The sequence below is a fragment of the Streptomyces sp. P9-2B-2 genome (assembly GCF_030406865.1).
Lineage (GTDB): Bacteria > Actinomycetota > Actinomycetes > Streptomycetales > Streptomycetaceae > Streptomyces > Streptomyces platensis.
In genome coordinates, this window is record NZ_CP129126.1 from 4,917,106 (window position 1) to 4,941,481 (window position 24,376).

At 71.3% G+C, this 24,376-nt stretch carries 18 protein-coding genes, 1 tRNA gene and 1 other RNA gene; 16 read left to right on the forward strand and 4 right to left on the reverse strand.

What is annotated here, in order from left to right:
- Positions 1-75: 75 nt before the first annotated feature.
- Together QT196_RS21575 and QT196_RS21580 are read left to right on the forward strand one after the other, a co-directional pair.
- On the forward strand, positions 76-1,251 hold the full coding sequence (locus tag QT196_RS21575; protein ID WP_290355463.1) for a serine hydrolase domain-containing protein: 1,176 nt from the start codon (positions 76-78) through the stop codon (positions 1,249-1,251).
- 54 nt (positions 1,252-1,305) lie between these two features.
- On the forward strand, positions 1,306-2,472 hold the full coding sequence (locus QT196_RS21580; RefSeq protein WP_290355464.1) for a serine hydrolase domain-containing protein: 1,167 nt from the start codon (positions 1,306-1,308) through the stop codon (positions 2,470-2,472).
- 184 nt (positions 2,473-2,656) lie between these two features.
- Here the strand turns inward: QT196_RS21580 and QT196_RS21585 are convergent.
- A tRNA-Ser gene (locus tag QT196_RS21585) sits at positions 2,657-2,744 on the reverse strand.
- 130 nt (positions 2,745-2,874) lie between these two features.
- Between QT196_RS21585 and ffs the strand changes: the two genes are divergently transcribed.
- From ffs to QT196_RS21640, 11 genes are all read left to right on the forward strand, one after another.
- Positions 2,875-2,973, forward strand: an RNA gene (gene ffs / locus QT196_RS21590) — signal recognition particle sRNA small type.
- 46 nt (positions 2,974-3,019) lie between these two features.
- Positions 3,020-5,617: a DNA polymerase III subunit gamma and tau gene (locus QT196_RS21595; protein WP_290355465.1), complete on the forward strand. Its 2,598-nt coding sequence runs from the start codon at positions 3,020-3,022 to the stop codon at positions 5,615-5,617.
- A 166-nt stretch (positions 5,618-5,783) separates the two neighbouring features.
- On the forward strand, positions 5,784-6,134 hold the full coding sequence (locus QT196_RS21600; protein WP_168480626.1) for a YbaB/EbfC family nucleoid-associated protein: 351 nt from the start codon (positions 5,784-5,786) through the stop codon (positions 6,132-6,134).
- Positions 6,135-6,185: 51 nt separating this feature from the next.
- Positions 6,186-6,785 carry a recombination mediator RecR gene (gene recR / locus QT196_RS21605; RefSeq protein WP_168480627.1) on the forward strand — a complete coding sequence of 200 codons (600 nt, stop codon included), beginning with the start codon at positions 6,186-6,188 and terminating at the stop codon, positions 6,783-6,785.
- The gene (locus tag QT196_RS21610) at positions 6,778-7,440 is read left to right on the forward strand and encodes a DUF5063 domain-containing protein (protein WP_168480628.1); all 663 of its coding nucleotides are present in this window, start codon (positions 6,778-6,780) and stop codon (positions 7,438-7,440) included. The genes recR and QT196_RS21610 overlap by 8 nt, the downstream gene beginning before the upstream one ends.
- 344 nt (positions 7,441-7,784) lie before the next feature.
- Complete coding sequence (locus QT196_RS21615; RefSeq protein WP_042150611.1) at positions 7,785-9,056, forward strand: aspartate kinase; 1,272 nt, start codon at positions 7,785-7,787, stop codon at positions 9,054-9,056.
- Positions 9,053-10,168, forward strand: coding sequence for an aspartate-semialdehyde dehydrogenase (locus tag QT196_RS21620; protein ID WP_248001249.1), 1,116 nt, complete (start codon positions 9,053-9,055; stop codon positions 10,166-10,168). The genes QT196_RS21615 and QT196_RS21620 overlap by 4 nt, the downstream gene beginning before the upstream one ends.
- 563 nt (positions 10,169-10,731) lie before the next feature.
- Positions 10,732-11,307, forward strand: coding sequence for a SigE family RNA polymerase sigma factor (locus tag QT196_RS21625; protein ID WP_042150609.1), 576 nt, complete (start codon positions 10,732-10,734; stop codon positions 11,305-11,307).
- Positions 11,304-12,893, forward strand: coding sequence for a hypothetical protein (locus QT196_RS21630; protein ID WP_290355466.1), 1,590 nt, complete (start codon positions 11,304-11,306; stop codon positions 12,891-12,893). Before QT196_RS21625 ends, QT196_RS21630 begins: the two co-directional genes overlap by 4 nt.
- An 87-nt stretch (positions 12,894-12,980) precedes the next feature.
- Positions 12,981-13,937 carry an SURF1 family protein gene (locus QT196_RS21635; protein WP_168480629.1) on the forward strand — a complete coding sequence of 319 codons (957 nt, stop codon included), beginning with the start codon at positions 12,981-12,983 and terminating at the stop codon, positions 13,935-13,937.
- A 267-nt stretch (positions 13,938-14,204) separates the two neighbouring features.
- A complete protein-coding gene (locus QT196_RS21640; protein ID WP_290356697.1) occupies positions 14,205-15,353 on the forward strand; it encodes a cation diffusion facilitator family transporter in 1,149 nt (382 codons plus the stop codon).
- Positions 15,354-15,820: 467 nt separating this feature from the next.
- Here QT196_RS21640 and QT196_RS21645 read toward each other — a convergent pair whose 3' ends face one another.
- On the reverse strand, positions 15,821-17,680 hold the full coding sequence (locus QT196_RS21645) for a prolyl oligopeptidase family serine peptidase (protein ID WP_168483890.1): 1,860 nt from the start codon (positions 17,678-17,680) through the stop codon (positions 15,821-15,823).
- A 246-nt stretch (positions 17,681-17,926) separates the two neighbouring features.
- On the opposite strand from QT196_RS21645, the gene QT196_RS21650 reads away from it, so the two are divergent.
- Positions 17,927-18,760, forward strand: a complete 834-nt coding sequence (locus QT196_RS21650) for a class I SAM-dependent methyltransferase (protein WP_168480630.1) — start codon at positions 17,927-17,929, stop codon at positions 18,758-18,760.
- Between the two features lie 145 nt (positions 18,761-18,905).
- Here the strand turns inward: QT196_RS21650 and QT196_RS21655 are convergent, their stop codons facing one another.
- Both QT196_RS21655 and QT196_RS21660 read right to left on the reverse strand, forming a co-directional pair.
- The gene (locus QT196_RS21655; RefSeq protein WP_290355467.1) at positions 18,906-20,198 is read right to left on the reverse strand and encodes a cytochrome P450; all 1,293 of its coding nucleotides are present in this window, start codon (positions 20,196-20,198) and stop codon (positions 18,906-18,908) included.
- 285 nt (positions 20,199-20,483) lie between these two features.
- Entirely contained in the window at positions 20,484-21,245 is a 762-nt protein-coding gene (locus tag QT196_RS21660) for a TetR/AcrR family transcriptional regulator (protein ID WP_266737964.1), read from the reverse strand.
- A gap of 419 nt (positions 21,246-21,664) precedes the next feature.
- Between QT196_RS21660 and QT196_RS21665 the strand changes: the two genes are divergently transcribed.
- Entirely contained in the window at positions 21,665-21,844 is a 180-nt protein-coding gene (locus QT196_RS21665) for a hypothetical protein (protein ID WP_168480633.1), read from the forward strand.
- Entirely contained in the window at positions 21,841-23,949 is a 2,109-nt protein-coding gene (locus QT196_RS21670) for a bifunctional polysaccharide deacetylase/glycosyltransferase family 2 protein (protein ID WP_290355468.1), read from the forward strand. Before QT196_RS21665 ends, QT196_RS21670 begins: the two co-directional genes overlap by 4 nt.
- The last annotated feature ends 427 nt before the right edge of the window (positions 23,950-24,376 follow it).

Genomic DNA, 24,376 nt, shown 5'->3' on the forward strand with positions numbered 1-24,376 from the left:
TTCCCGCGATGCGTTCAGAGGGCCCTGGAAGCAAGGATCGTGCCCAAGACGAAACGATTTCCCAGGAGTTGACTCATGCGTGCTCAGACAGGGCAGAGCCTTCGTTCCTCGACCCGGCAGGGCGGTCGGCGTCGACGAGCCGTTCCGGCCGCGGTCGCGGTGGCCATCGGTGTCATGACGCTGGGTGCCCTCGCCCCGCCCGCCGCCTCCGCTGATGCCGCCGCCAGGCCGGACGCCGTCCAGCAGGCCCTGAACACGCTGGTGCGCGACGATGGGATGCCCGCCGCGCTGGCGAGCGTCCAGGGCCGAAACGGCCGCACCCGCAGTTACACCGCGGGAGTCGGCGACCTGACCACCGGCTCGAAAGTGCCCAGGGACGGCCAGGTGCGGATCGGCAGTAACACCAAGGCGTTCACGGCGGTTGTGGTGCTGCAGCTCGTCGGCGAGGGAAAGATCGACCTCAAGGCCTTCGTGGACACCTACCTGCCCGGCCTCGTCCGCGGCAAGGGTATCGACGGGCGCCGCATCACGGTCCGCCAGCTCCTCCAGCACACCAGCGGACTCCCCGATTACGGCATCCACCTCGACGACGACGAGATCAGGAACCGGTATTTCGAGCCCCGCGAGCTGCTTGACCTCGCGCTCAAGCACCAGGCCGACGCGGCTCCGGGGGAGACCTGGGGGTACAGCAACACCAACTACGTCCTGGCCGGCCTGATCGTCCAGAAGGTCACCGGCCGCCCCCTCGCCGAGGAGATGGACCGGCGCATCATCAAGCGCATCGGGCTGCGCCACACCTACTTCCCCACCCCCGGCGAGATGACCATCCGAGAGCCGCACCCCCACGGTTACCACCGCAACCCGGCGAACACACCGCTGCGCGACTTCACGGAGATGGACCCCTCCGCAGGCTGGGCCGCAGGCCAGTTGATCTCCACCAACTCCGACCTCAACCGCTTCTTCACCGCGCTCCTCGCCGGCCGCCTCCTCCCGGCGGCCCAGCTCGCCGAGATGCGCACGACCGTCCCCGCCGGGACCTCCGGCCTCCGCTACGGGCTGGGGCTCACGAGCAGGCCACTGTCGTGCGGCGGCGTCTACTGGGGCCACGGCGGTGACATCGCGGGGTACGAGACGCGGGGCGGTGTCACCGACGACGGCCGCGCCGCCAACGTCGCGGTCACCAGCATCCCGACGGACGAGGCAGCCACGCAGCACGTGAAGGACGCCGTGGACAGGGCCCTGTGCGGCTGAATCACTCAAAGGGCAACCCGAACGACGATCCAACGATTCCTCGGGAGTTGACTCATGGGTGGACAGAAGCGGCGAGTATTCCGCTCGACGGGCCGGCAGCACGGCACGCGGCGACAGATCCTGCCTGCCGCAGCCGCAGTGACCATCGGTGTGATGACGCTGGGGGCCCTGGTCCCGCCCGCCGCCTCAGCAGCCAGGCCGGACGCCGTCCAGCAGAGCCTGAACGCGCTGGTGCGCGAAGGCGGGACGCCCTCCGCGCTGGCGAGCGTCAAGGGCCCTGGCGGCCGCAATCGGACCTACACCGCTGGGATCGGTGACCTGGCCACAGGCGCGCCGGTACCCGTCGACGGGCAGGTGCGGATCGGCAGCAACACCAAGACCTTCGTCGCGGTCGTCGTTCTCCAGCTCGTCGCGGAGAGGAGACTGGGCCTGGACGCCACCGTCGACACCTACTTGCCCGGCCTCGTCCGCGGAGAGGGCATCGACGGACGGCACATCACCGTCCGCCAACTCCTCCAGCACACCAGCGGACTTCCCGACTACAGCAACCGCCTCGGGGACGACGTCCGGTACTACGACCCCCGTGAACTGCTCGCCACAGCTCTCCGCCACCCGGCCGAATTCGTCCCCGGGAAGAGCTGGAAGTACAGCAACACCAACTACGTGCTCGCCGGCCTGATCGTCCAGAAGGTCACCGGCCGCCCTCTCGCCGACGAGATCGACCGCCGCATCATCAAGCACATGGGGCTGCGCCACACCTACTTCCCCGCTCCGGGTGACGCGCGCATCCGAGAGCCTCACCCGCACGGCTACTACCAGGAGCCGGCGGGGACGCCGCTGCGCGACATCACAGAGATGGACCCTTCCTGGGGCTGGGCGGCAGGACAGATGATCTCCACCAACTCCGACCTCAACCGCTTCTTCACCGCGCTCCTGGCCGGCCGCCTCCTGCCCGCGGCCCAGCTTGTCCAGATGCGCTCCACGGTCCCGGCCGAAGCGACCTTCGGCCCGGGCGCCCGCTACGGTCTGGGACTCGTCAGCAGGCCGCTGCCGTGCGGCGGCCTGGCCTGGGGCCACGGCGGCAGTTTTCCGGGGTACGAGACCCGCGGCGGCGCCACCGACGACGGCCGCGCCGCCAATGTCGCGGTCACCATGCAGTTCACCGGCGAGGCGGCCCGGAGGAGTCTCGAACGCGCGGTGGATACCGCCTTGTGCCGCTGACCCCCGCCGAGGCGTTCCGTGCCTGTGGGTCCGAAACGACGTCGGGCCCATAGGCACATCCGCACACAGCCGCCGCGCCACAAATCCGACGGGGTTGCCTCCGCGGCACTTGCGACCAGAGAACGCAGAAGGCCCCGGCCGGTTTCCCGGTCGGGGCCTTCGACGTATTGCCCGGTGAGAGCAATGGCGGAGGATACGAGATTCGAACTCGTGAGGGGTTGCCCCCAACACGCTTTCCAAGCGTGCGCCCTAGGCCACTAGGCGAATCCTCCGCCGCAAACAATACAAGACGTTGGGGAGTGCTCGCGACCATGATCCTTCGCGAGGGGATGGCGGGGGTGGGGATCGGGTCCGGGGTGGGTCCGGGTTCGTTTCTTGGGCGGGGGATCCGCTAGTGTGGTGCGCAGCCCCTCACGTGGCGCTATCTGACTGAACTCCCCCAGGGCCGGAAGGCAGCAAGGGTAGGTTGGCTCTGGCGGGTGCGTGGGGGGCGCTTGCGTTTGCGGGGCCCCGTCGGTTGTCAGTGCGGCCCGATATCGTCGTATGCGTGTCGTCCCTTGCGCTGTACCGCCGCTACCGGCCCGAGACCTTCGCCGAGGTCATCGGGCAAGAGCACGTGACCGATCCGCTCCAGCAGGCTCTGCGGAACAACCGGGTCAACCACGCCTATTTGTTCAGCGGCCCGCGCGGCTGCGGCAAGACGACGAGTGCGCGGATCCTGGCGCGCTGCCTCAACTGTGAGGAAGGTCCCACCCCCACACCCTGTGGCACCTGCCAGTCGTGTGTGGACCTGGCCAGGAACGGCCGGGGCTCCATCGATGTGATCGAGATCGACGCGGCGTCGCACGGTGGTGTGGACGACGCCCGTGAGCTTCGGGAGAAGGCGTTCTTCGGGCCGGCCAGCAGCCGCTACAAGATCTACATCATCGATGAGGCGCACATGGTGACCTCCGCGGGCTTCAACGCCCTGCTGAAGGTCGTCGAGGAGCCGCCGGAGCATCTGAAGTTCATCTTCGCCACGACCGAGCCCGAGAAGGTCATCGGGACGATTCGGTCGCGTACGCATCACTACCCCTTCCGCCTGGTGCCGCCGGGGACGCTGCGGGACTACCTGGCAGAGGTGTGCGGCCGCGAGGCCAGCCTGGTCGAGGACGGGGTGCTGCCGCTGGTGGTGCGGGCCGGGGCCGGTTCGGTGCGGGACTCGATGTCCGTGATGGACCAGCTGCTCGCCGGTGCCGGTACGGACGGTGTGACGTATGCCATGGCGACGGCGCTGCTCGGGTACACCGACGGGTCGCTGCTGGATTCGATCGTGGAGGCGTTCGCCGCGGGGGACGGCGCGGCGGCCTTCGAGGTCGTGGAACGGGTCATCGAGGGCGGCAACGACCCGCGGCGCTTCGTCGCGGACCTGCTGGAGCGGCTGCGGGACCTGGTGATCCTGGCGGCCGTGCCGGACGCGGGGGAGAAGGGGCTGATCGACGCCCCCGCCGATGTCGTGGAGCGGATGACTGCGCAGGCGTCCGTCTTCGGGGCGGCCGAGCTGAGCCGGGCCGCCGACCTGGTCAACGCGGGCCTGACGGAGATGCGCGGGGCGACCTCGCCGCGGCTCCAGCTGGAGCTGATCTGTGCCCGGGTGCTGCTGCCCGCGGCGTACGACGACGAGCGGTCGGTGCAGGCGCGGCTCGACCGTCTGGAGCGCGGTGCGGGTGGCGCGCTGCTGGGCGGGGCCGGCGGTATGGGCGGCGGTGCGGGCTCCGGGGGAGGTCCCGGGGTCGGGGCGCCGCCCGTGGTGGCGTCCGGTGGCGGGCCCGCGGCCGGTTATGTGCCGGGGCCGGAGGCTCATCCGCCGATGCCCGCTGGCCCGTCCGGCCCGGCGGCCGCGCGGGCCGCGGTGCGGGGCGCGGTGAGCGGCGGCCCGGCCGGTGGAGCAGGGGCTCCGGCCGCCGCCCCGGCGGCGCCGACGGCCGATGCCGGGGCCCCCGGCGGGCCGGTGGCCGCGCCCGGTGGCGGGCAGCAGCAAGGCGACAGCGGTGGCCCGGGTGCGCCCCAGGGCGGTCCGGCGGACGCTCCCCAGGGCGGCCAGGGCGGCCAGGGCGGCCAGAGCGGTGAGGCAGCGGCCCCGCGGCCCGGTGCCTGGCCCGGAAGCGCGGGCAGTGGGACCGGCGGCGCCCCGACGGAGGCTCCGCAGGGCGGCCAGGCCGCCCAGAGCAGTGAGGCAGCGGCCCCCCGGCCCGGCGCCTGGCCCGGAAGCGCGGGTAACGCCCCCGGCGGTGGCCCCGCGGCCGGTAATGGCGGTGGTGCCGGACGGCAGCCCGGTGGCTGGCCCACGGCCGTGGCGCCGGGGCAGGGCGGTCAGGCGCCGCAGGGCGGGGCTCCCGCCGCGCCGCCGGCCGCGTCCGGACCGCCGGCCGGGGCGCCCGCGCCCGCGTCCCCGCAGCCGTCCGCGGCCGCCGTGGCCCCGGGGGCGGCGCAGGGTGCCGCCCAGGTGCGGCAGATGTGGCCGGACATCCTGGAGGCGGTGAAGGACCGCCGCCGTTTCACCTGGATCCTGCTGAGCCAGAATGCCCAGGTCTCCGGCTTCGACGGCACCACGCTCCAGATCGGCTTCCCCAATGCCGGTGCCCGCGACAGCTTCGCCAACGGCGGCAGCGAGGACGTCCTCAAGGACGTGCTGGCCGAGCGGTTCCAGGTGCAGTGGCGGGTCGAGGCGATCGTCGACCCGTCGGGCGGCGCCGGTCCCGCGACCGGCGGTGGCCCCCGTGGCGGGGGCGGTGGCTTCGGCGGCGGTGCGCCCGCCGCGCCGCAGCAGAGCGCGCCGCAGTCCCCGCCCCAGCAGAGCGGCCCGTCGGCGCCCCCGTCGTCCGGCGGCCAGTACGGGCAGGAGGGTGGCAGCGGCGGCAGCGGTGGCGGAAGCCAGGGCGCGCGGCTGGCCCGGGAGGCCGTCTCCGCCCCGTCCTCCGGGGGCGGACAGAGCGCGCCCGCGGCGGAGTCCTCGTACCGCGCGCCGGAGCCCCCGCCGGCGTCCATCGAGTACGACATGCCGGCCGAGGACGACGCCGATCTCGTCGACTCCGCGCTCAGCGGACACGACCTGATCGTGCGCGAACTGGGCGCGACGGTGGTGGAGGAGTTCAACAACGAGTAGGCGCCACCCGGCACCGCGTAGGCGGGGTGGCAGGGGCGAAAGCGGGTAACCGGGCGTACACCCGGCGTACACCCGTGCTCCTTCCTACGGCGTAGGGCGCGGGGCCCGTGAAACACGTAGGCTCGGGCTACCGCACCAATCGTTGTCGTATGGCAGGAGTCACGTCGTGATCCCCGGTGGTCAGCCCAATATGCAGCAGCTGCTTCAGCAGGCTCAGAAGATGCAGCAGGACCTCGCGGCAGCCCAGCAGGAACTGGCGGAGACACCCGTCGAGGGTTCCGCGGGCGGCGGTCTGGTCAAGGCGACGGTGACCGGCTCCGGAGAGCTCCAGGGCCTGGTCATCGACCCGAAGGCGGTCGACACCGACTCCGCGCAGGAGACGGCCGAGACGATCGCCGACCTCGTGCTGGCGGCGGTCCGGGACGCCAACGCCAGTGCCCAGCAGCTCCAGCAGCAGAAGCTCGGCCCGCTCGCCCAGGGTCTGGGCGGTGGCGGAATCCCTGGTCTCCCCTTCTGAGGAGTAGCCAACTAGCGTACGCAACACGGCAGAAGAGAAAGAAGACGTTCCGTGTATGAAGGCGTGGTCCAGGACCTGATCGACGAGTTGGGCAGGCTGCCCGGCGTCGGTCCCAAGAGCGCGCAGCGGATCGCCTTCCACATTCTTCAGGCCGAGCCGACCGATGTCCGCCGGCTCGCGAACGCGCTGATGGAGGTCAAGGCGAAGGTCCGGTTCTGCGGTACCTGCGGCAATGTGGCGCAGGAGGAGCAGTGCCGGGTCTGCCTGGACCCGAGGCGCGATCTGGCGGTCATCTGCGTCGTGGAGGAGCCCAAGGACGTCGTGGCGATCGAGCGGACCCGCGAGTTCCGCGGTCGCTACCACGTCCTCGGTGGGGCGATCAGCCCGATCGAGGGCGTGGGCCCCGACGACCTGCGGATCAGGGAACTGCTGGCCAGGCTCGCGGACGGAACCGTCACCGAGCTGATCCTGGCCACCGACCCGAATCTGGAGGGCGAGGCCACGGCCACGTATCTGGCCCGCATGATCAAACCCATGGGCCTGAGGGTGACGCGACTGGCGAGCGGTCTGCCGGTCGGCGGCGATCTGGAGTACGCGGACGAGGTCACGCTGGGGCGGGCCTTCGAAGGGAGGAGACTTCTCGATGTCTGATGCCACGCTGCACAACGCGACACAGGACCCGGACGACTTCGCGGTATCGATCTCCGATTCGATCGAGAGCTTCATCGTCGCCGTGACGGAAGTCGCCAAGGGCGACGAGCCGGACAGCGCGGTGCCCTTCCTGCTGCTGGAGATCTCCCAGCTGCTGCTCACCGGCGGCCGTCTGGGCGCTCATGAGGACTTCGTCCCCGACGAGCGGTACGAGCCGGACATCGGCCCGGAGCCGGACGTCGACGAGCTGCGCGAGCGCTTCGCGAACCTGCTCGACCCGGTGGACGTGTACTCCGAGGTCTTCGACCCGTATGTGCCGCGCAGTGAGCCGGTCGCCAGCCGGATCTCCGACGACCTGGCCGACATCATCACCGATCTGCGGCACGGCCTGGCGCACTACCGCGCGGGCCGGGTCAGCGAGGCCCTGTGGTGGTGGCAGTTCTCCTACCTCTCCAACTGGGGCCCGACCGCCTCGGCCGCCCTGCGGGCGCTGCAGTCGCTGGTCGCCCACGTACGCCTCGACCAGCCGCTGGTGGAGCTGGACGGCCTGGACACCGACAGCGACGTCAGCGGCGACGAGGAGCGGCTCGCCGAGGAGGCCGGGAAGGTCATGGCGGCGGAGATCGCCGGGCCGCTGGGACTGCGGGCGACGTGAGCCCCAGGGACGGCCGCCGGGGCGGGATTCTCCGGCTCCATGGACGTCCTCGCCGTGGCCGGACCCTGTGACCTGGGTTACGTTTCCGTGTGTACCGGCCTGGAGCGGGCATGTGCTCGCCGAGCGGGCGCAACGGTGCGCCTTGTGGAGCCGCCGCGGGACGTGGAACGCACGAGCCAGGTGAGCACGGTGAGATTGCCGTGATCAATGGGTGAGTCCCATGTCTCACGATGTGGTATCAGCAGGGCGGACTCCGCCTGCTCGATAGACTGAGCCGACCGCAGTACCCCCATTTCCGGGGGTCCGGGAGGAAACTCCCGAAGAGACAGTTGCGAGGAGCGCACGTGGGCCTTGTCGTGCAGAAGTACGGCGGCTCATCCGTTGCGGATGCCGAGGGCATCAAGCGCGTTGCCAAGCGAGTCGTCGAAGCCAAGAAGAACGGCAACCAGGTTGTCGTAGTGGTTTCGGCGATGGGCGACACGACGGACGAGCTGATCGATCTCGCGCAGGAAGTGTCCCCGATTCCATCGGGGCGCGAGTTCGACATGCTGCTGACCGCCGGAGAGCGGATCTCCATGGCCCTGCTGGCGATGGCGATCAAAAACCTCGGCCATGAGGCGCAGTCCTTCACGGGCAGCCAGGCCGGTGTCATCACCGATTCCGTGCACAACAAGGCACGGATCATCGACGTCACCCCGGGCCGCATCAAGACCTCCGTCGACGAGGGCAATATCGCCATCGTCGCCGGGTTCCAGGGTGTGTCCCAGGACAAGAAGGACATCACGACGCTGGGGCGCGGTGGGTCGGACACGACCGCTGTCGCGCTGGCGGCCGCCCTGGACGCCGATGTCTGTGAGATCTACACCGATGTGGACGGTGTCTTCACCGCCGACCCGCGGGTCGTGAAGAAGGCCCGGAAGATCGACTGGATCTCCTTCGAGGACATGCTGGAGCTGGCCAGCTCCGGCTCCAAGGTGCTGCTGCACCGTTGCGTCGAATACGCACGCCGTTACAACATCCCGATCCATGTCCGCTCGTCCTTCTCGGGACTGAAGGGCACCTGGGTCAGCAACGAACCGCAAGGGGACCAGCCGATGGAGCAGGCAATCATCTCGGGCGTCGCACATGACACCTCCGAGGCGAAGGTCACGGTCGTCGGAGTCCCGGACAAGCCGGGCGAGGCCGCGCGCATCTTCCGTGCGATCGCGGACTCCGAGGTCAACATCGACATGGTCGTGCAGAACGTGTCGGCGGCGTCGACCGGTCTGACCGACATCTCCTTCACGCTGCCCAAGGCCGAGGGCCGCAAGGCCGTCGCCGCTCTGGAGAAGACCCGGGCCGCGGTCGGCTTCGACTCGCTGCGCTACGACGACCAGATCGCCAAGATCTCGCTGGTCGGCGCGGGGATGAAGACCAACCCGGGCGTCACCGCGACGTTCTTCGAGGCGCTGTCGAACGCCGGCGTGAACATCGAGCTCATCTCGACCTCCGAGATCCGCATCTCGGTCGTCACCCGTGCCGATGACGTCAACGAGGCCGTGTGCGCCGTGCACACCGCCTTCGGTCTCGACACCGACAGTGACGAAGCCGTGGTCTATGGCGGCACCGGTCGATGATTCCGGCCGAGGCGGGCCGTCCGTCCCTCGCTGACACGCTGGGGGCGGACGCCCGTACGGCCGCCAAGCCGCAGCTCGCCGTCGTCGGTGCCACCGGCGCCGTCGGCTCGGTCCTGCTGGGCATCCTGTCCGAGCGGGCCGACATCTGGGGCGAGATCCGACTGATCGCCTCCCCCCGCTCGGCCGGCCGCAAGCTGACCGTGCGGGGCGCGGAGGTCGAGGTCGTCGCGCTGAGCGAGGAGGCCTTCGACGGGATCGACGTCGCGATGTTCGACGTCCCCGACGAGGTCTCCGCGCAGTGGGTGCCGGTCGCGGTCGCCAAGGGCGCGGTGGTCATCGACAACGCGGGCACGTTCCGGCTGGACCCGGACGTGCCCCTCGTCGTGCCCGAGGTCAACGCGCACGCCGCCCGGGTCCGCCCGCGCGGCATCATCGCCAACCCGAACTGCACGACGCTCTCGATGATCGTCGCGCTGGGCGCCCTGCACGCCGAGTACGGGCTGAGCGAGCTGATCGTCTCCTCGTACCAGGCCGTTTCCGGGTCGGGCAAAGCCGGCGTCGACACCCTGCGGGCGCAGCTGTCCGCGGTGTCCGGTACGGAGCTGGGGAACACGCCCGGCGATGTGCGGCGGGCCGTCGGAGACACCCTGGGGCCGTTTCCCGCGCCGATCGCCCTCAATGTGGTGCCCTGGGCCGGCTCGCTCCGGGAGGACGGCTGGTCCTCCGAGGAGCTCAAGATCCGTGACGAGTCCCGCAAGATCCTGGGGCTGCCGGAGCTGCCGGTCACCGCGACCTGTGTGCGGGTGCCGGTGATCACCACCCACTCGCTGACCGTGCACGCCCGGTTCGAGAACGAGGTCTCGGTCGCCGGTGCGCACGAGATCCTGGCCGCGGCCCCCGGTGTCGTCCTCAGTGACGACCCGGCCCAGGACGAGTACCCCACCCCGGCCGATGTCGTCGGGACGGATCCGACCTGGGTCGGGCGGGTGCGGCGTTCGCTGGACGATCCGCGGGCGCTGGAGCTGTTCGTGTGCGGGGACAACCTGCGCAAGGGGGCGGCTCTCAACACCGCGCAGATCGGCGAGTTGGTGGCGGCCGAACTCCAGGGGTAGGCCCGGTCCCGGACCGGTCCCCGCGTGCCTTACTGTCTTGCTGGCCCGGTGCTCCGCCGTTCCCGCTTTCCCGGTCTCCCCGCGTTCTGCTGCCGTGCGTTCCGTCGTGCAGGGCGCCGTGGTGGGAGAGTTGGCGAGATCGGCCGTCGTGCATCACCCGCCTGGGAGATACTTTGTGGAGCGTGTGAAGATTCTGTGAGCGAATTGCCGGTCCGCACCTCTTGATCTGGGCTGACGATCCGTTCGACCATTCGCTCCCCGCCGTACTGCAACCGGCAGTTGGGTGGGGAGCGTCTTTGTCGCCGCCCTCAGGGGTGCCCGCGAGTCACGGGGTGAGCCCTCGGGCGTCGGGGTCTTCACGTAGGGGCAAATCGGGGCATTCAGGAAGAGCTGGTACGCATGAGGGCATTTGATGCATCGTCAAAAGCGGTGCCTTGCGCGTACAACCCTTATAGGGGGAAGCGTGTCCAACAGGCGTGGCAGAGGTACTCGGATTCACCATCGCCCCAGCGGGCGCAGCCGGCGCGGCAGTGCACCCACCGCGGTCCCGTGTGTCCGGGGGCATGCCGGTGATCGCTCCCTGGCCCACCACGCGTCCCGCACAGATTCCCCCTCAGCGTGGGGACACTGACGACGCGATGGCAGCGGGCACCACAGTCGACCACCTCACCGAGACCTACCGCGCGCACTACCGCTCGCTGCTAGGTCTCGCCGCGCTGCTCCTCGACGACACCGCCTCCTGCGAGGACGTCGTCCAAGAGGCCTTCATCCGCGTGCACTCCGCGCGCGGACGGGTGCGCGAACCCGAGAAGACCCTCGCCTACCTCCGGCAGACCGTCGTCAACCTCTCGCGCTCCGCGCTGCGTCGGCGCATCCTCGGGCTCAAGCTGCTCTCCAAGCCGATGCCCGACATGGCGAGCGCCGAGGAGGGCGCGTACGACCTGCTGGAGCGGGACCAGCTGATCAAGGCGATGCGGGGACTCCAGCGCCGGCAGCGCGAAGTGCTGGTGCTGCGCTACTTCGCCGATATGACCGAGGCGCAGGTCGCCGAGACGCTGGGCATATCGCTCGGTTCCGTGAAGGCCTACGGGTCGCGGGGCATCGCGGCGCTCCGCGTCGCGATGGAGGCTCCGGCATGAGTGGCACGACGTTTGGCCGGCACCACCCGTACGACGCCTGCGGCCCGTACGACACTCTCCACCCGAACACCCCGATTTCCCCCAGCACCTCGATCGACCTCATGAACCACAGCACCACCCCCGGGCCCGGCCCGCTCCACTCGGCCCGCCCCGGCACCCCGTACGACCGGAGTCACGAAGCGCCCGGCGTGCGCGGCGCTCCCGGCCTCGGGGCGCGGCGCGACGCGGACGAACCGGACGGCAGGCGCGCGCGGTCCGCCGATGGGGCGCGTGGGCTCCCTGCGGCGCGTGCGGCGCAAGAGCGCCCCGACGGTGCGCCGGATGGCGGCCGTCAGCCCGACGACCCCTGCGGGCCGGGAGCGAAATCCGGCCAAGTATCCGGCAGCGGCGATGACATCGCTGTCACGGACAGTGCGACCGGCGCCACGGAGGGTGCCCCGGGCGCCGGTGACGAGCCCGACAGCCATGCGTACGGCACTGACGGGCCCACCGGCTCCGGCTTCGGCGGCGGCACCGGCAACGGCGGCCGCGACGGCGACGGCCCCGGCCGAAGCCACCCCACCGGTGGCGACTTCGGCGGCGAGGACGATCTCCGGCGGCTGCTGCACTCCCGCGTCGCCGACCTCGAACCCGCGCCGGACGCGCTGGAGCAGCTGCGCCGCGCGGTGCCCGCCCGGCGCCAGCGCCGCCGGCACGCCGTCGTGGGCGCCGCGGCCGCGCTGCTGCTCGGCGGCACATCCATCCCCGCCATGGTCCATGTGGCCCACCTCGCCGGCAGCTCGGAGGAGCGGCCCGCCAACGCGGCGGGCAGCACGCTCCCCCAGGGCGGCGCCGAGGGGGCGCACGGCGAAGGCACCGAGCAGGCCGGTCCGGTGCCGGCCGGCAAGGACGGCGAGAAGCGCGGCGAGGACAAGCCCGCGGACAAGGGCAGGAACCCGGGGAAGCGCGGCGCGGGCCACGGCGCGGGCGCCGGCACCCCCGCCCCGGACGAGACCATGGATGTCACCTCGCCGGTCTGCGGGCGCGAACAGCTCGGCCAGGGCACCAGCACGGTCGGCACGGCGGACGCCACGGGCCGCGTCTACGGCGCGTTCCGGGTGGTCAACACCTCCGGCGCCGCATGCTCCGTCGAGGGCGGCGGCAGCATCGGCCTGGTCGCCCAGGGCTCCACCAGTCCCGACCGCGTCCATGTCGTCGACCACACCTCAGGCGACGAGGCCACCGGACTGCCCGACCCGGCCACCACCCCTGACCAGCTGGTTCTCAAGCCGGGGCAGGCGTACGAGGTCAAGTTCGCCTGGATCCCGGAGTCCGGCGGCGGCACCACCGGATGCGCCAATCCGGGCCCGTCGCCGACGCCCGAGGCCTCCAAGGACCCGGGGCAGTCCCCGGACGCCGCGACCCCGCCCGGCGACGGCGGCGGCGAGGCGGGCGGCGGTGAGGGCCCCGGCGACGGCGGCTCCGCACCCGGCAGCATCGTGCTCAGCCACACACCGGAGGCCGGGGAACCCGCCGCGGCCGACGCCAAGGTCACCGACGCCTGCGCGGGAACGGTCTACCGCACCGAGGCGCTCGCGGCGCCGTGACACCGACGGCCCAGGTCCCGGCCGCCGGGGCCGGACCGTGGAGGGGCCGGTGCGGCCCCGTGGGCCGGGCCCCGTACCGTTGAGGGCGTGTACCGGTTCCTGCTGACCCCGCGGTGGTGGGGAATCAACGTCTTCGCCGTACTGGCGATCCCCGTCTGCATCTTCATGGGCAGCTGGCAGCTGAGCCGCTTCGAGGACCGCGTCGACAGCCACCGGCAGCAGGAGGACCGCTCCGCCCGGGCCAAGACCGCGGCCGCCCGCCCCCTGGAACGGCTGCTGCCCGTCGACCAGGTGACCTCCGGCCGCCAGGCCAGCGCCCGCGGCCACTACGACACCGGACACCAACTGCTCGTACCGGGCCGCACGTTGAAGGACAAACACGGCGAGCGGCAGGGCTTCTACGTCCTCACGCTGCTCCGCACGGACGGCGGCAAGGCCCTGCCGGTCGTCCGGGGCTGGCTGCCCGGCGACGCCGGCGCCAAGGCCGACACGGCGAAGGTGCCCGCACCGCCCAAGGGCGAGGTGACGGTCACCGGCGCACTCCAGGCCTCCGAGAGCCAGGGCAGCGACGGCGTACCGGGCGCCGGCGGGCCGGCACCGGGCCGGCTCGCCATGATCAGCGCGGCGTCCCTGGTCAACATCGTGCCGTACGACGTCTACGACGCCTGGATCACGCTCACCGACACCCAGGCCCCGCTGCGCGCCGTCCCCCCGGCCGCGGCCGAGGGCAGCGGACTGGACCTCAAGGCCTTCCAGAACCTCGGCTACACCGGCGAGTGGTTCGTCTTCGCCGGCTTCGTCGTCTTCATGTGGTTCCGCCTCTTCCGCCGCGAGTCCGAGGCCGCCAGGGATGCGGCTTTGGGGATCGGGGTGGGGGTTGAGGGGGCCGACGGCGGCGTGGCCGCTGTGGGGGCTGATGGGGACGTGAGGTCGGAGGGCTCCGCGGGGGCTGTGAGCCGGGGGGCGTCGGGCCGGGCTGAAGACGGCCGGGACGAGGGCAGTGGCGAAGGCCAGGGCGAGGCGGCGCGGGCCGGTATGGCCTGAATCCGGCACCGCCGCGCGACCCGCACGGAACCTGCTTCTGCAACGAGGTCGCACCTGGTCAGCGGACGTATCACGCTGGTAGCCGCAATCGGATCGGCGTGCCACGGTAGGGCTATGGCAGGCAAAGGCACGCAGCCGCAGGGCGATGACCGACTGCCCGGCCAGGGGCAGGCGGAGGGGTACGGCCATGTGCGGGGGCAGGGGCATGGCCGTGTGCGGGGGCGTGGTTCTGCGGAGGGGCGGGGGGCCGCGCAGGGTCACGGCCACTTGCAGGGGCACGGTGCTGCACCTGGCCGCGAGGACGCGCAGCGCCACGGTTCCGGCCGCGAGCACGCGCAAGGTCACGGCCACAGGCAAGGTCACGGCCACGAGCAAGGCCATGCCGTTCAGCACCCGCACCCCCCGCACCACTACGGCCGCTTGGCGCGGATGCGGCACCGGCTCGCCCACCTCATCACCCCGCACAGCCATGCGGCCGTGGACAAGGTCGACACCGCGCTGGAGACCTCCCGCGAGGGCCTGCGCACGCTCTGGATCTCGCTCGGCATCCTCGGCCTCACCAGCCTCATCCAACTGGTGATCGTCGCCCTGTCCGGCTCGGTCGCGCTGCTCGGCGACACGATCCACAACGCCGCCGACGCACTGACCGCCGTACCGCTGGGCATCGCCTTCCTCCTCGGACGCCGGGCCGCGAACCGCCGCTACACCTACGGCTACGGCCGCGCCGAGGACCTCGCCGGCATCGCCATCGTGCTGACGATCTCCGCCTCCGCGGTATGGGCCGCGTACGAGTCCGTGGACCGGCTGCTGCACCCGCGCGATGTCACTCACCTGTGGGCCGTGGCCGTGGCCGCCGTGATCGGGTTCCTCGGCAACGAATGGGTCGCCCGCTACCGCATCCGCACCGGCCGCAGGATCGGCTCGGCCGCGCTCGTCGCCGACGGCCTGCATGCCCGGACCGACGGCTTCACCTCCCTCGCCGTCCTGCTCGGCGCGGGCGGCGCGGCGCTCGGCTGGCAGCAGGCCGACCCGCTCATCGGCCTGTTGATCACCGCCGCCATCCTCATGGTGCTGCGCGACGCCGCCCGGGAGGTCTACCGGCGGCTGATGGACTCCGTCGACCCCGCGCTCATCGACGCCGCCGAGACCGCACTACGCGGGGTGGACGGCGTCCACGGCGTCGGGCAGGTCCGTATGCGCTGGATCGGCCACACCCTGCGGGCCGAGGCGGACATCGTCGTCGACTCCCGCCTGACCGTGGTCCGGGCCCACGCCCTCGCAGTCGCCGCCGAACACGCCCTCATCCACGCCATCCCCCGCCTCACCGCCGCCACCGTCCACACGGACCACACCCCGGACAACACGCCCGAGGGCCGGAACCCCCACGCGGCCCTGACCCACCACATGACCCCCTGACCTTCCTGCCCTCTCCCCCCGGGGGCCCCTCCCCCCCCGCCCCACCCCTCCCCTCACCACCACCCACCCACAGCTCAACGCCGTGCCTACGGCCGGGCCCGGCCTCGGCGGCCACGCCCAGCCCACGCGGCCACGCCCGGCCTCCGCAGCCACGCTCACACCAAGGCACCCCCGCCGTACCTGCGCTCGCGCCCCGCTCCCACGAGCCCCACCTGCTTTGGCGCCGCACCCGCGGCCCCGCCTGCCCTGGCGCCGCGCCGGTGGCCCCGTCCCGCGGGTGCACCCTGCTCCCGCACCCGCGCTCACGCCCCCGCCCCGGCGCCGCTCCTGCGTCCTCCCGCCGCAGTCGCGTTCACAGCCCGCCCCCAGGGCCACGGGGAACGGCGCGACCAGCCACAACGCAGCCGCAGACGCACGACGGACCAATGACCGTCCCGGCCGCTCCCGCCGCTCCCCGCAGGAACCCTCTAGCTCCTCTCGTTCACATGCCGCTGGGCGAAGTCGAGTTCCAGGCGGACCTGCTTGATGCGTTCCTCGACCACGAGGGAGCCGTGGCCGGCGTCGTAGCGGTAGACCTCGTGCGGATGGCTGCGGCCGGCCAGGCGCTGGACGTAGTTCTCCACCTGCTGGATCGGGCAGCGTGGGTCGTTGACGCCCGCGGAGATATAGACCGGGGCCCGCACCGCGTCCACATACGTCAGCGGGGAGGACGCCGCGAAGCGCTCCGGGACCTCCTCGGGCGTGCCGCCGAGCAGCGTCCGGTCCATCGCCTTGAGGGCTTCCATCTCGTCGTTGTACGCCGTGACGTAGTCCGCGACCGGAACCGCCGCCAGGCCCACGGCCCAGGCGTCCGGCTGGGTACCGAGCCCGAGCAGCGTCAGATAGCCGCCCCATGAGCCGCCCGACAGCACCAGCCGTTCCGGGTCGGCCAGACCGGACGAGACGGCCCATGCGCGCACCGCGGCGATGTCTTCCAGCTCGATCAGCCCGACGCGGTGCTTGAGGGCATCCGTCCAGGCGCGGCCGTAGCCGGTCGAGCCGCGGTAGTTGACGCGTACAACCGCGAAGCCGTGGTCCACCCAGGCCGCGGGGGCCGAGGCGAACGCGTCGCTGTCGTGCCAGGTCGGACCGCCGTGGATGTCGAAGACCGTCGGGAAGGGGCCCTCGCCCGCCGGCTGCTGCACCAGGGCGTGGATACGGCCACCGGGGCCCTCCACCCACACGTCCCGTACCGGCACCGACCCGGGCGCCTTCATCCCGGGCGGGTCCAGTACGACCTCGCCGCTCGTCGACCGCACCTCCGGGGGCTGCGCCGCCGACGACCACAGGAACTCCACCGTGCCGTCCGGCCGCGCGGTGGCCCCCGAGACCGTGCCGGCCGGGGTCTCGACCCGGGTCAGCGGACCGGCGGCCCCAGTGGCCCCGGCGGCCGCGTCACCGTCACCGTCACCGGCTCCGGAACCGGCGCCGCCCGCGGCGCCGTGGCCGCCCGGCGTGCCCAGCTCGTAGCGCCACAGCTCGCTCCGGGCCTGGTACTCGTGCTCCACCAGCAGCGCCGACCCGTCGGGATACCAGTCGGCGCCCACGTCTCCGGGGAGTTCGATGTCCAGGGCGGTCTCCACCCCGGTCAGCGGGTCCCAGATCATCGGCTCCCAGCGGCCCCGCCGCTGGTGGCCGACCAGCAGCCGGGCGTCCCCGTCCACCGGTGCGAAGCCCATCACCGACAGGCCCAGCTCCTCGGTCCCGCCCTTGGTGTCGTCCAGCTCCGCGACCGTGGAGCCGTCGGGCCGTACGACGCGGATCGCGGAGTGCATCGCATCGCCGTGCTCGGTGTGTTCGAGGGCGATCAGCGAGCCGTCGTGCGAGAGATCGCCGACGCCCGCGGACTCGCGGTGCCGGTAGATCTCCACCGGCGCCTCGCCCGGCCGCACGACATGGACCGTCGAGCCCTCCTCGTCCGTGGAGCATCCGACGACCGCCGTGCCGTCCCGGCCGATCGCCAGCCCTCCCGGGTACGAGGGGGCGAGACCGGGGGTCGCCGGCTCATCCGGGCCGCCCTCGAAGGGCTGCCGCATCCAGACACCGAACTCGTCCCCGTCGGTGTCCGAGAACCACCAGATCGAGCGGCCGTCCGGCGACAGCGTGCCGTCCGTCGTGCCGTTCGGCCGGTCCGTGGCCTGCCGCTGCTTACCGGTGGCCCGGTCCCAGGTGTAGAGCTCGAAGGTGCCGGTGGCGTTCGAGACGAACAGGGAACGGTCCGGGGCGTCCTCGGCCCAGTCCGGCAGCCCGATCCGCGGTGCGCGGAAGCGCTTCTCCCAGTCCGGCATCGAGGCGTCCGCGCCGCCGGGGTCCGCCGAGCCTGTCGCGCCCGCCGTCGATCCGTCCGCCCCTGCTATCGGGCCGGCCGAGCCGGTCCTCGTGCCGGCTGCGGGCCGGGTGTCGGGGGTCGAAGGGTGCGGAGCGGTGGCGTCGGGGCCTGGGGCTGGGGTCGTCTCGTCAGTCATGGGCCCATTCTGCGCCCGGGGCGGGAAAACCGTTGGCGAGGGCCGCAAGGCTGTGGATAACTTCGCCGAATGCGCAGAATTTCAGGTGCCGAGGACTGGCGGGAAGCGAATCGTGCGAGGTGGGACGAGCGCGTCGCCCTCCACACCGCGAGTGATTTTTACGACCAGGACAGGTTCCGCCGGGACCGGGACGTGCTCCGTGACTTCGAAGTCGCGGAGGTCGGGGATGTCACCGGCCGGTCGCTCCTCCACCTCCAGTGTCACTTCGGCCAGGACACCCTCTCCTGGGCCCACCGCGGCGCGGCCCGCGTCGTCGGCCTGGACTTCTCCGAACCGGCCATCGACACGGCCCGTACGCTCGCCGCCGAGCTCGGCTACGGCCCCGACCGCGCGGCGTTCGTCGCCGCCGATGTCTATGACGCCGCCGAAGCCGTCCCCGAAGCCGCGTACGACATCGTCTACACCGGCCTCGGCGCCCTGAACTGGCTCCCGGACCTGGAACGCTGGGCCGACACCGCCGCCGCCCTCGTCGCCCCCGGCGGCTTCCTCTACCTCGCCGAATTCCATCCGCTCTGCGACGCCCTGGACGACGAGACCGGCTCACGCATCGTCCACGACTACTTCCGCCGCGACGCCTGGGTGGAAGAAGCCCCCGGTTCCTACACGGACTTCGGCGCACCGACGGTCAACAACCGCAGCGTCGAATGGCAGCACCCGCTCGGCGACGTCGTCTCCGCCCTGGCCGCCACCGGCCTGCGCATCGACTTCCTGCACGAGCACGACATGACGATGTTCCAGCGCTTCACCGCTCTGAGCCGTAGCGGCGACGGCTACCACCGTTTCCCCGCCGACCGCCCCCGTATCCCCCTCATGTACTCGCTGCGAGCCAGTCGCCCGAGTTGAGGACGGCAGGACCGTCGGCAAGAGAGGGCCCCGTGCGGAGAACTCGCCCGCACGGGGCCCTCGTTGCGTCGGCTCCTGTCCGATGACGGCCGCCGCGCGCTAGCCGTACGGAGCAGTCACCACAGCCGCAGCGGCTACGGGGCGGTCACCCCAGTCGCAGCGGCAGGGTGTCCAGCCGCCAGCTGCCGGGTACCTGTGTCCGCGCCAGCTGGTCCGCCGCGACGCCCAGGGACAGTTCCGGGTAGTGCGTGAAGAGGCGGGAGAAGGCGACTTCGCCTTCCTGTTTGGCGAGGGTGGCACCCAGGCAGTAGTGCATTCCGTGGCCGAAGCCCACATGGTTCTCGGCGTGGCCGGCGGGGTGGCGGGTCAGGTCGAGACGGTTGGGGTCGGTGTAGTGGCGGGGGTCGAAGTTCGCCGATACCAGGATGAGTTGTACGGCGTCGCCCTTGTGGATCGGTGTCCCGGCGACCTCGACGTCCTCGGACGCGAACCGCAGCTGGGTCATGTGCACCGGCCCGCACCAGCGCATCAGCTCGTGGACGGCGCGCGGCAGCAGCGCCGGATCGTCCTTGAGCAGGCGCAGCTGGTCGGGGTGGGTGAGCAGCGCCGCCGTGCCGTTGCCTATGAGGTGGGCGGTGGTCTCGTGGCCGGCCAGGACGATCGTGAGGATCATGGTGACCATCTCGATGTCGCTGAGCCGGCCGCCGTCGTCGTCATGGGTGCGGATCAGCTCGCTGAGCAGATCGTCGGTGAGCGCGCCGCGCCGCTCGCGGATCAGCTCATGGATGTGCTCGACCATCGCCGGGAACGCGGTGCTCAGCCGCCCCGGCTCCAGCGAGACGAGGTCGGCTCCCCACTTCCGCCATTGCGGGCGGTCCGCTTCGGCGATGCCGACCAGTTCGCAGATCACGGTGATCGGCAGGGGGTAGGCGAAGTGCTGGATGAGGTCGACCACACCGTCCTCGGCGTGCTCGGGAAGCCGGGTCAGCAGGTCGTCGGTGATCTGCTCGACCCGCGGCCGCAGGTCGGTGATCTTGCGTGCCGTGAAGGCGCGCGAGACCAGTCGGCGGAGCCGGGTGTGGTCGGGTGCGTCGTAGTTGAGGATCGACCCGAGCAGATACGGCCGGAAATGGTCGGGCAACCCCAACATTTCCAAAAGTCTGACCGCGGGGCTTTCGTCGATCGAGCGTCCCAGGGACGGTGCGGCCGGGTTGTTCACGAACCGCTGATCGCGCAGGACTTGGCGGACCTCTTCGAAGCGCGTCACCAGCCAGACGGGCGAGTCGTCCATGAACCGGCCCCGTACGACCGGGCCTTGCTCGCGCAGTGCGCCGTAGCCGCCGAACGGGTCGGTGATCAGCGCCGGGTCCATCACATTCGGCTCGCCAGGGTGTTTCCCGACATGTGCGGCGAGCGGGGAGTTGGATAATGCCGACATCTTTCGATCTCCTCCGGGTTGGGAGTCGGCCCGCGGACCAGGGTGGGGCCCGGCCGGGCCAGGGCTTGGACGTGGCTCTTTTCCTTGGTGGAACGTGTGTCAGCAGTCGTGGCCGGATATTCCGCCGGGTGGAGTCGGGCCGGGTGGATTCCGCTTCGTGGAGCCGGTGGCGGGCGGCCGGTCGCGTGCCGGCCCTCGTAGGGAGCCCTCCCCGAATCCGGCGGGAGAGGAATCTCTGTTCGAATTCATCGTCGGAATCCGCCCCACGGAAAATCCGCCGCGGCCTCAGTCGCGTATCTGCCGGCGCATCTCCTGTGCGCAGAGTTCGGTGAAGCGCTCGTAGCGGGCGATGATTTCGGGAGCGGCCGCGGTCGCGGCGGCGCGCAGACGGGCCGAAGCGGCGGCCGGCCCGGCGTCGGATCCCAGGTCGGAGCCGGGATGGGCGTCGGCGTCGGCCGGCACCTCCAGCGTGCTGCGGATGGTGTGGGCGAGTATGCCGGCGCGTACCTCCAGGCCGTCCGGGGCGCGGTCGATGAGCAGCGCCTCGGACGTGAAGAATCCGCTGGATGTCGCCAACAAGGCGTATTGCTGGTGTTGTACGTCGGTGTCGCGGCGCACCAGGCCGTGCTCGCGCAGCACTTCGAGATGGTGACGCAGATTCCGGTCACCCGCGACGATCAGCTCCGCGAACTCCTGCTTCGCGGTCTCGTTGAGCCGGCCGAGGATATCGGCGTCGTCGGTGTAGGCCGCACGCAATACCGGTTCGGCCTGGAATTCGAGGAAGAGCCGGCTCATCATCCGGCTCGGCAGAATCTCCAGCGGATCCGCCCGCAGGCGCTCCAACTGCCGGGTTTGCATTCGGGATTGAGCCTTCAGCATCACGGCGAGGAGCAGCGAGTCCTTGGTCTTCCAGTGCAGATAGACCGTGCCCTTGCCGACGTTGGCGCGGCGGGCGATCTCATCGATCGTCACCCGCCGGTAGCCCCAGGCGAGCAGCAACTCCCCTGCCGCGTCCAGGATGCGGTCAGCGCGCTGCGCGCGTTCCATGCCGTGGCCCCCTCCGGCTCCGTGACCAGATTTCGAATCCGGTCACACAGTCAAAGTTAGATCGGACACGGTCCGGAGATAAGGGTGTTTTCAGTCACCGGCGGGGGCGGCGCCCCGGTGGGGTCAGGTGTTACAACACTCTCAGGCCGAGGGGGTGGTGTGCCGCGTTGCAGAGGTCGCAATACCGGGCAAAGGCCTCGGGAGAAATCCGTCTGACCTGGGCAAATGTCGCGCGGCTGCGGCGCCGGGACGTCGGCTCGGAGGCTTGTCACCGTCGTAAGGGATCTTGAGCGGACACCGTTACGCGATGTTTCCGGTGAGTACACTCGCCGACCATGTGTGAGGCCAGCCGGAACGCAAAACGGCAGAAAATACGTCTTCCCCAGCCATGTGCCGACGCTTCCGTCCGGCACGGAAACGTGCTGCGGAAGTCGGTCGCCGCCGTCGGAGGCGCCCCCCGCCGGGCGGCCGCCGCGGCTGCCGGCGACGTCCCGACGTTCCTCACCCACGCCGCGGGTGCGCCCTCGGCGGCCGTCGGCGGCTCCGTCCGAAGACAGCTCATCCCCCCGATGACCGAGGTCACCCCGGGAGCGACGTGAGCCGCCGCACGAGCCGTCGCCGGCACGCGCAGTCCCGTGATCCCCGGGGTCACTGGCTGCTGCTGAGCCTCATCCTCCCGCTCGCCTTCGGCGCCCTGCTCTTCGAGGGTTGGACCACCCATGAGGTCGACGCCGCGAAGACCCGGAGCGACTGCACCACGCCGGTGCCGAGCGCGGTGGACAAGGGCGGTCCGGTGGTGCGCTTCGACGGCGGCAAGGTGAAGTCCGCCGGGATGCCCGCCCGCAACGTGGCCCTCACCTACGACGGGGGGCCCGACCCCGTATGGACGCCACGCCTGCTCGATCTGCTGCACAAGCACCATGCGCACGCCACCTTCTTCGTGCAGGGCGCCAAGGCCGCCCAGTATCCGGACCTGGTGCGCCGCATCAAGGCCGAAGGGCATGAGATCGGGTCGAACACCTACACCGGCGCGGTCATGGGCGCGGCCTCGCCCTTCCGGGCCCGGCTGGAACTGGCGCTGACGCAGAAGGCGCTGGCGGGCACCGCGGGCATCCACACCGACCTGCTGAGGCTGCCGCAGACCACCGCGGTGGACACCATGTGCGGCCCGGAGTGGAAGGCCGCCCAACAGGCCGCCGAGGACGGCTACACGCTGGTGGCCGCCGACCGGTGGTTCCGTAAGCCGTCCCAGGGCGTGGTCCGGCAGTTCACCCACAACGATGTCGCCTACCACGACACCGAAAAACTGCTCAACAACCCCAGAATCGACAAATTCACCACGGTGACGTGGGGGGCCGGACTGCCCGCGGCCGACACCCCGGCCCCCGCCCCGGAGCGATGGCTGGGCACGGCCCTGGTCTGGATCAAGGCCCTCGGGTACGGGTTCGTGCACGGGATGACCTGGGTGCTGGGCATCGCCGGCGCCCTGGGCGTGCTGCGGCTGGCCTCCCTCGTCTTCTTCGCCCGTGCCCACGTCCGGCGGCTGGTACGCATCCGGCCGGGCTCCCCCTGGCTACGCGAGATCACCGACCCGGTGACGGTCCTGGTCCCCGCCTACAACGAAGCGGCGGGCATCGAGTCCACCGTCCGTTCGCTGCTCGCCTCCGACCACCCGCAACTACAGATCATCGTGATCGACGACGGGTCGACGGACGACACCGCGGACCTCGCCGCCGCCATCGACGACCCCCGGGTGGAGGTCATCCGCCAGCCCAACGCGGGCAAGGCGGCCGCCCTCAACACCGGTCTGGCCCACTCGCGATGCGACATCGTCGTCATGGTCGACGCCGACACCGTCTTCGAGCCGGACGCCATCTACCGGCTCGTCCAGCCGCTCGCCCACCCGGCCGTCGGCGCCGTCAGCGGCAACACCAAGGTCGGCAACCGGCGCCATCTGCTGGGCAGATGGCAGCACCTGGAGTACGTCTTCGGGTTCAACCTCGACCGGCGGATGTTCGAGGTGCTGGAGTGCATGCCGACGGTCCCCGGCGCCATCGGCGCCTTCCGCCGGGACGCGCTGATGGGCGTCGGCGGGGTCAGCGAGGACACCCTCGCCGAGGACACCGACCTGACCATGGCCCTGTGGCAGGCGGGCTGGCGGGTGGTCTACGAGGAGACCGCGATCGCCTGGACCGAGGTGCCCACCTCGCTCAGCCAGCTGTGGCGGCAGCGCTACCGCTGGTGCTACGGCACGCTCCAGGCCATGTGGAAGCACCGCCGTGCCGTCATCGAAGTGGGCCCGGCCGGCCGCTTCGGACGCCGCGGACTGAGCTACCTCACGCTCTTCCAGGTCGCCCTGCCGCTGTTCGCACCGATCGTCGACGTCTTCGCCCTCTACGGGGCGCTCTTCCAGGGGCTGGTGTTCTCGGCCGGGGTGTGGGTCGGCTTCCTCGCCCTCCAACTGGCCTGCGCCGGCTACGCCCTGCGGCTCGACGGCGAGCCGGTGCGGGAGCTGTGGGCGATGCCGCTCCAGCTCTTCGTCTACCGGCAGCTGATGTACCTGGTGGTCATCCAGTCCGTGGTGGCCTTCCTGCTCGGCACCCGGCTGAAGTGGCAGCGCATGCACCGCTCCGGCACCGCCGCGCAGCACATCGGCCAGCCGGAGCTCGGCCAGCCGGTCGCGTACGAGAGTTTGCCGTCGTGATGACCGTCGGCAGTGCGGCCCCAGGGTGTCCGCCCGGCCATGGACCGGACGGACATCCCGCGCGGCGAGGCCGGGCGCTCCCCGCCCGCCGCCGTGCCTGCGCCCGCGAGCCCGGCCGTGGCCCCGTACGCCGCCGCCGGACCGCGCGTTCCCCGCGTTCCCCACGTTCCCCACGTTCGCTTGTGCAGATCCGCACCCTATTTGGTGGAGAAGAGACGAGCATGGAGATTTCCGCGCATGAATGACTGGCTGGAGAGGCCGCTCGACGGGAACTGGAGCGACGGCCACGCACAGGACCACATCGGCACCGGGCAGATATGGCACCCGGGCGAGTACGCGCCTCAGGTGCACCCGGGCGAGTATGCGTCTCACGTGTACCCGGGTGAGTACGCGTCTCAGGTGCAGCCAGGGGCATACGTGCCTCAGG

Excerpts from the sequence above, each read along its gene's own strand:
- QT196_RS21575 (WP_290355463.1), top strand. The coding sequence starts at position 76 with ATGCGTGCTCAGACAGGGCAGAGCCTTCGTTCCTCGACCCGGCAGGGC.
- QT196_RS21580 (WP_290355464.1), top strand. The coding sequence starts at position 1,306 with ATGGGTGGACAGAAGCGGCGAGTATTCCGCTCGACGGGCCGGCAGCAC.
- QT196_RS21610 (WP_168480628.1), top strand. The coding sequence starts at position 6,778 with ATGTCTGATGCCACGCTGCACAACGCGACACAGGACCCGGACGACTTC.
- QT196_RS21620 (WP_248001249.1), top strand. The coding sequence starts at position 9,053 with ATGATTCCGGCCGAGGCGGGCCGTCCGTCCCTCGCTGACACGCTGGGG.
- QT196_RS21625 (WP_042150609.1), top strand. The coding sequence starts at position 10,732 with ATGCCGGTGATCGCTCCCTGGCCCACCACGCGTCCCGCACAGATTCCC.
- QT196_RS21630 (WP_290355466.1), top strand. The coding sequence starts at position 11,304 with ATGAGTGGCACGACGTTTGGCCGGCACCACCCGTACGACGCCTGCGGC.
- QT196_RS21645 (WP_168483890.1), bottom strand. The coding sequence starts at position 17,680 with ATGCCGGACTGGGAGAAGCGCTTCCGCGCACCGCGGATCGGGCTGCCG.
- QT196_RS21650 (WP_168480630.1), top strand. The coding sequence starts at position 17,927 with ATGCGCAGAATTTCAGGTGCCGAGGACTGGCGGGAAGCGAATCGTGCG.
- QT196_RS21655 (WP_290355467.1), bottom strand. The coding sequence starts at position 20,198 with ATGTCGGCATTATCCAACTCCCCGCTCGCCGCACATGTCGGGAAACAC.
- QT196_RS21660 (WP_266737964.1), bottom strand. The coding sequence starts at position 21,245 with ATGGAACGCGCGCAGCGCGCTGACCGCATCCTGGACGCGGCAGGGGAG.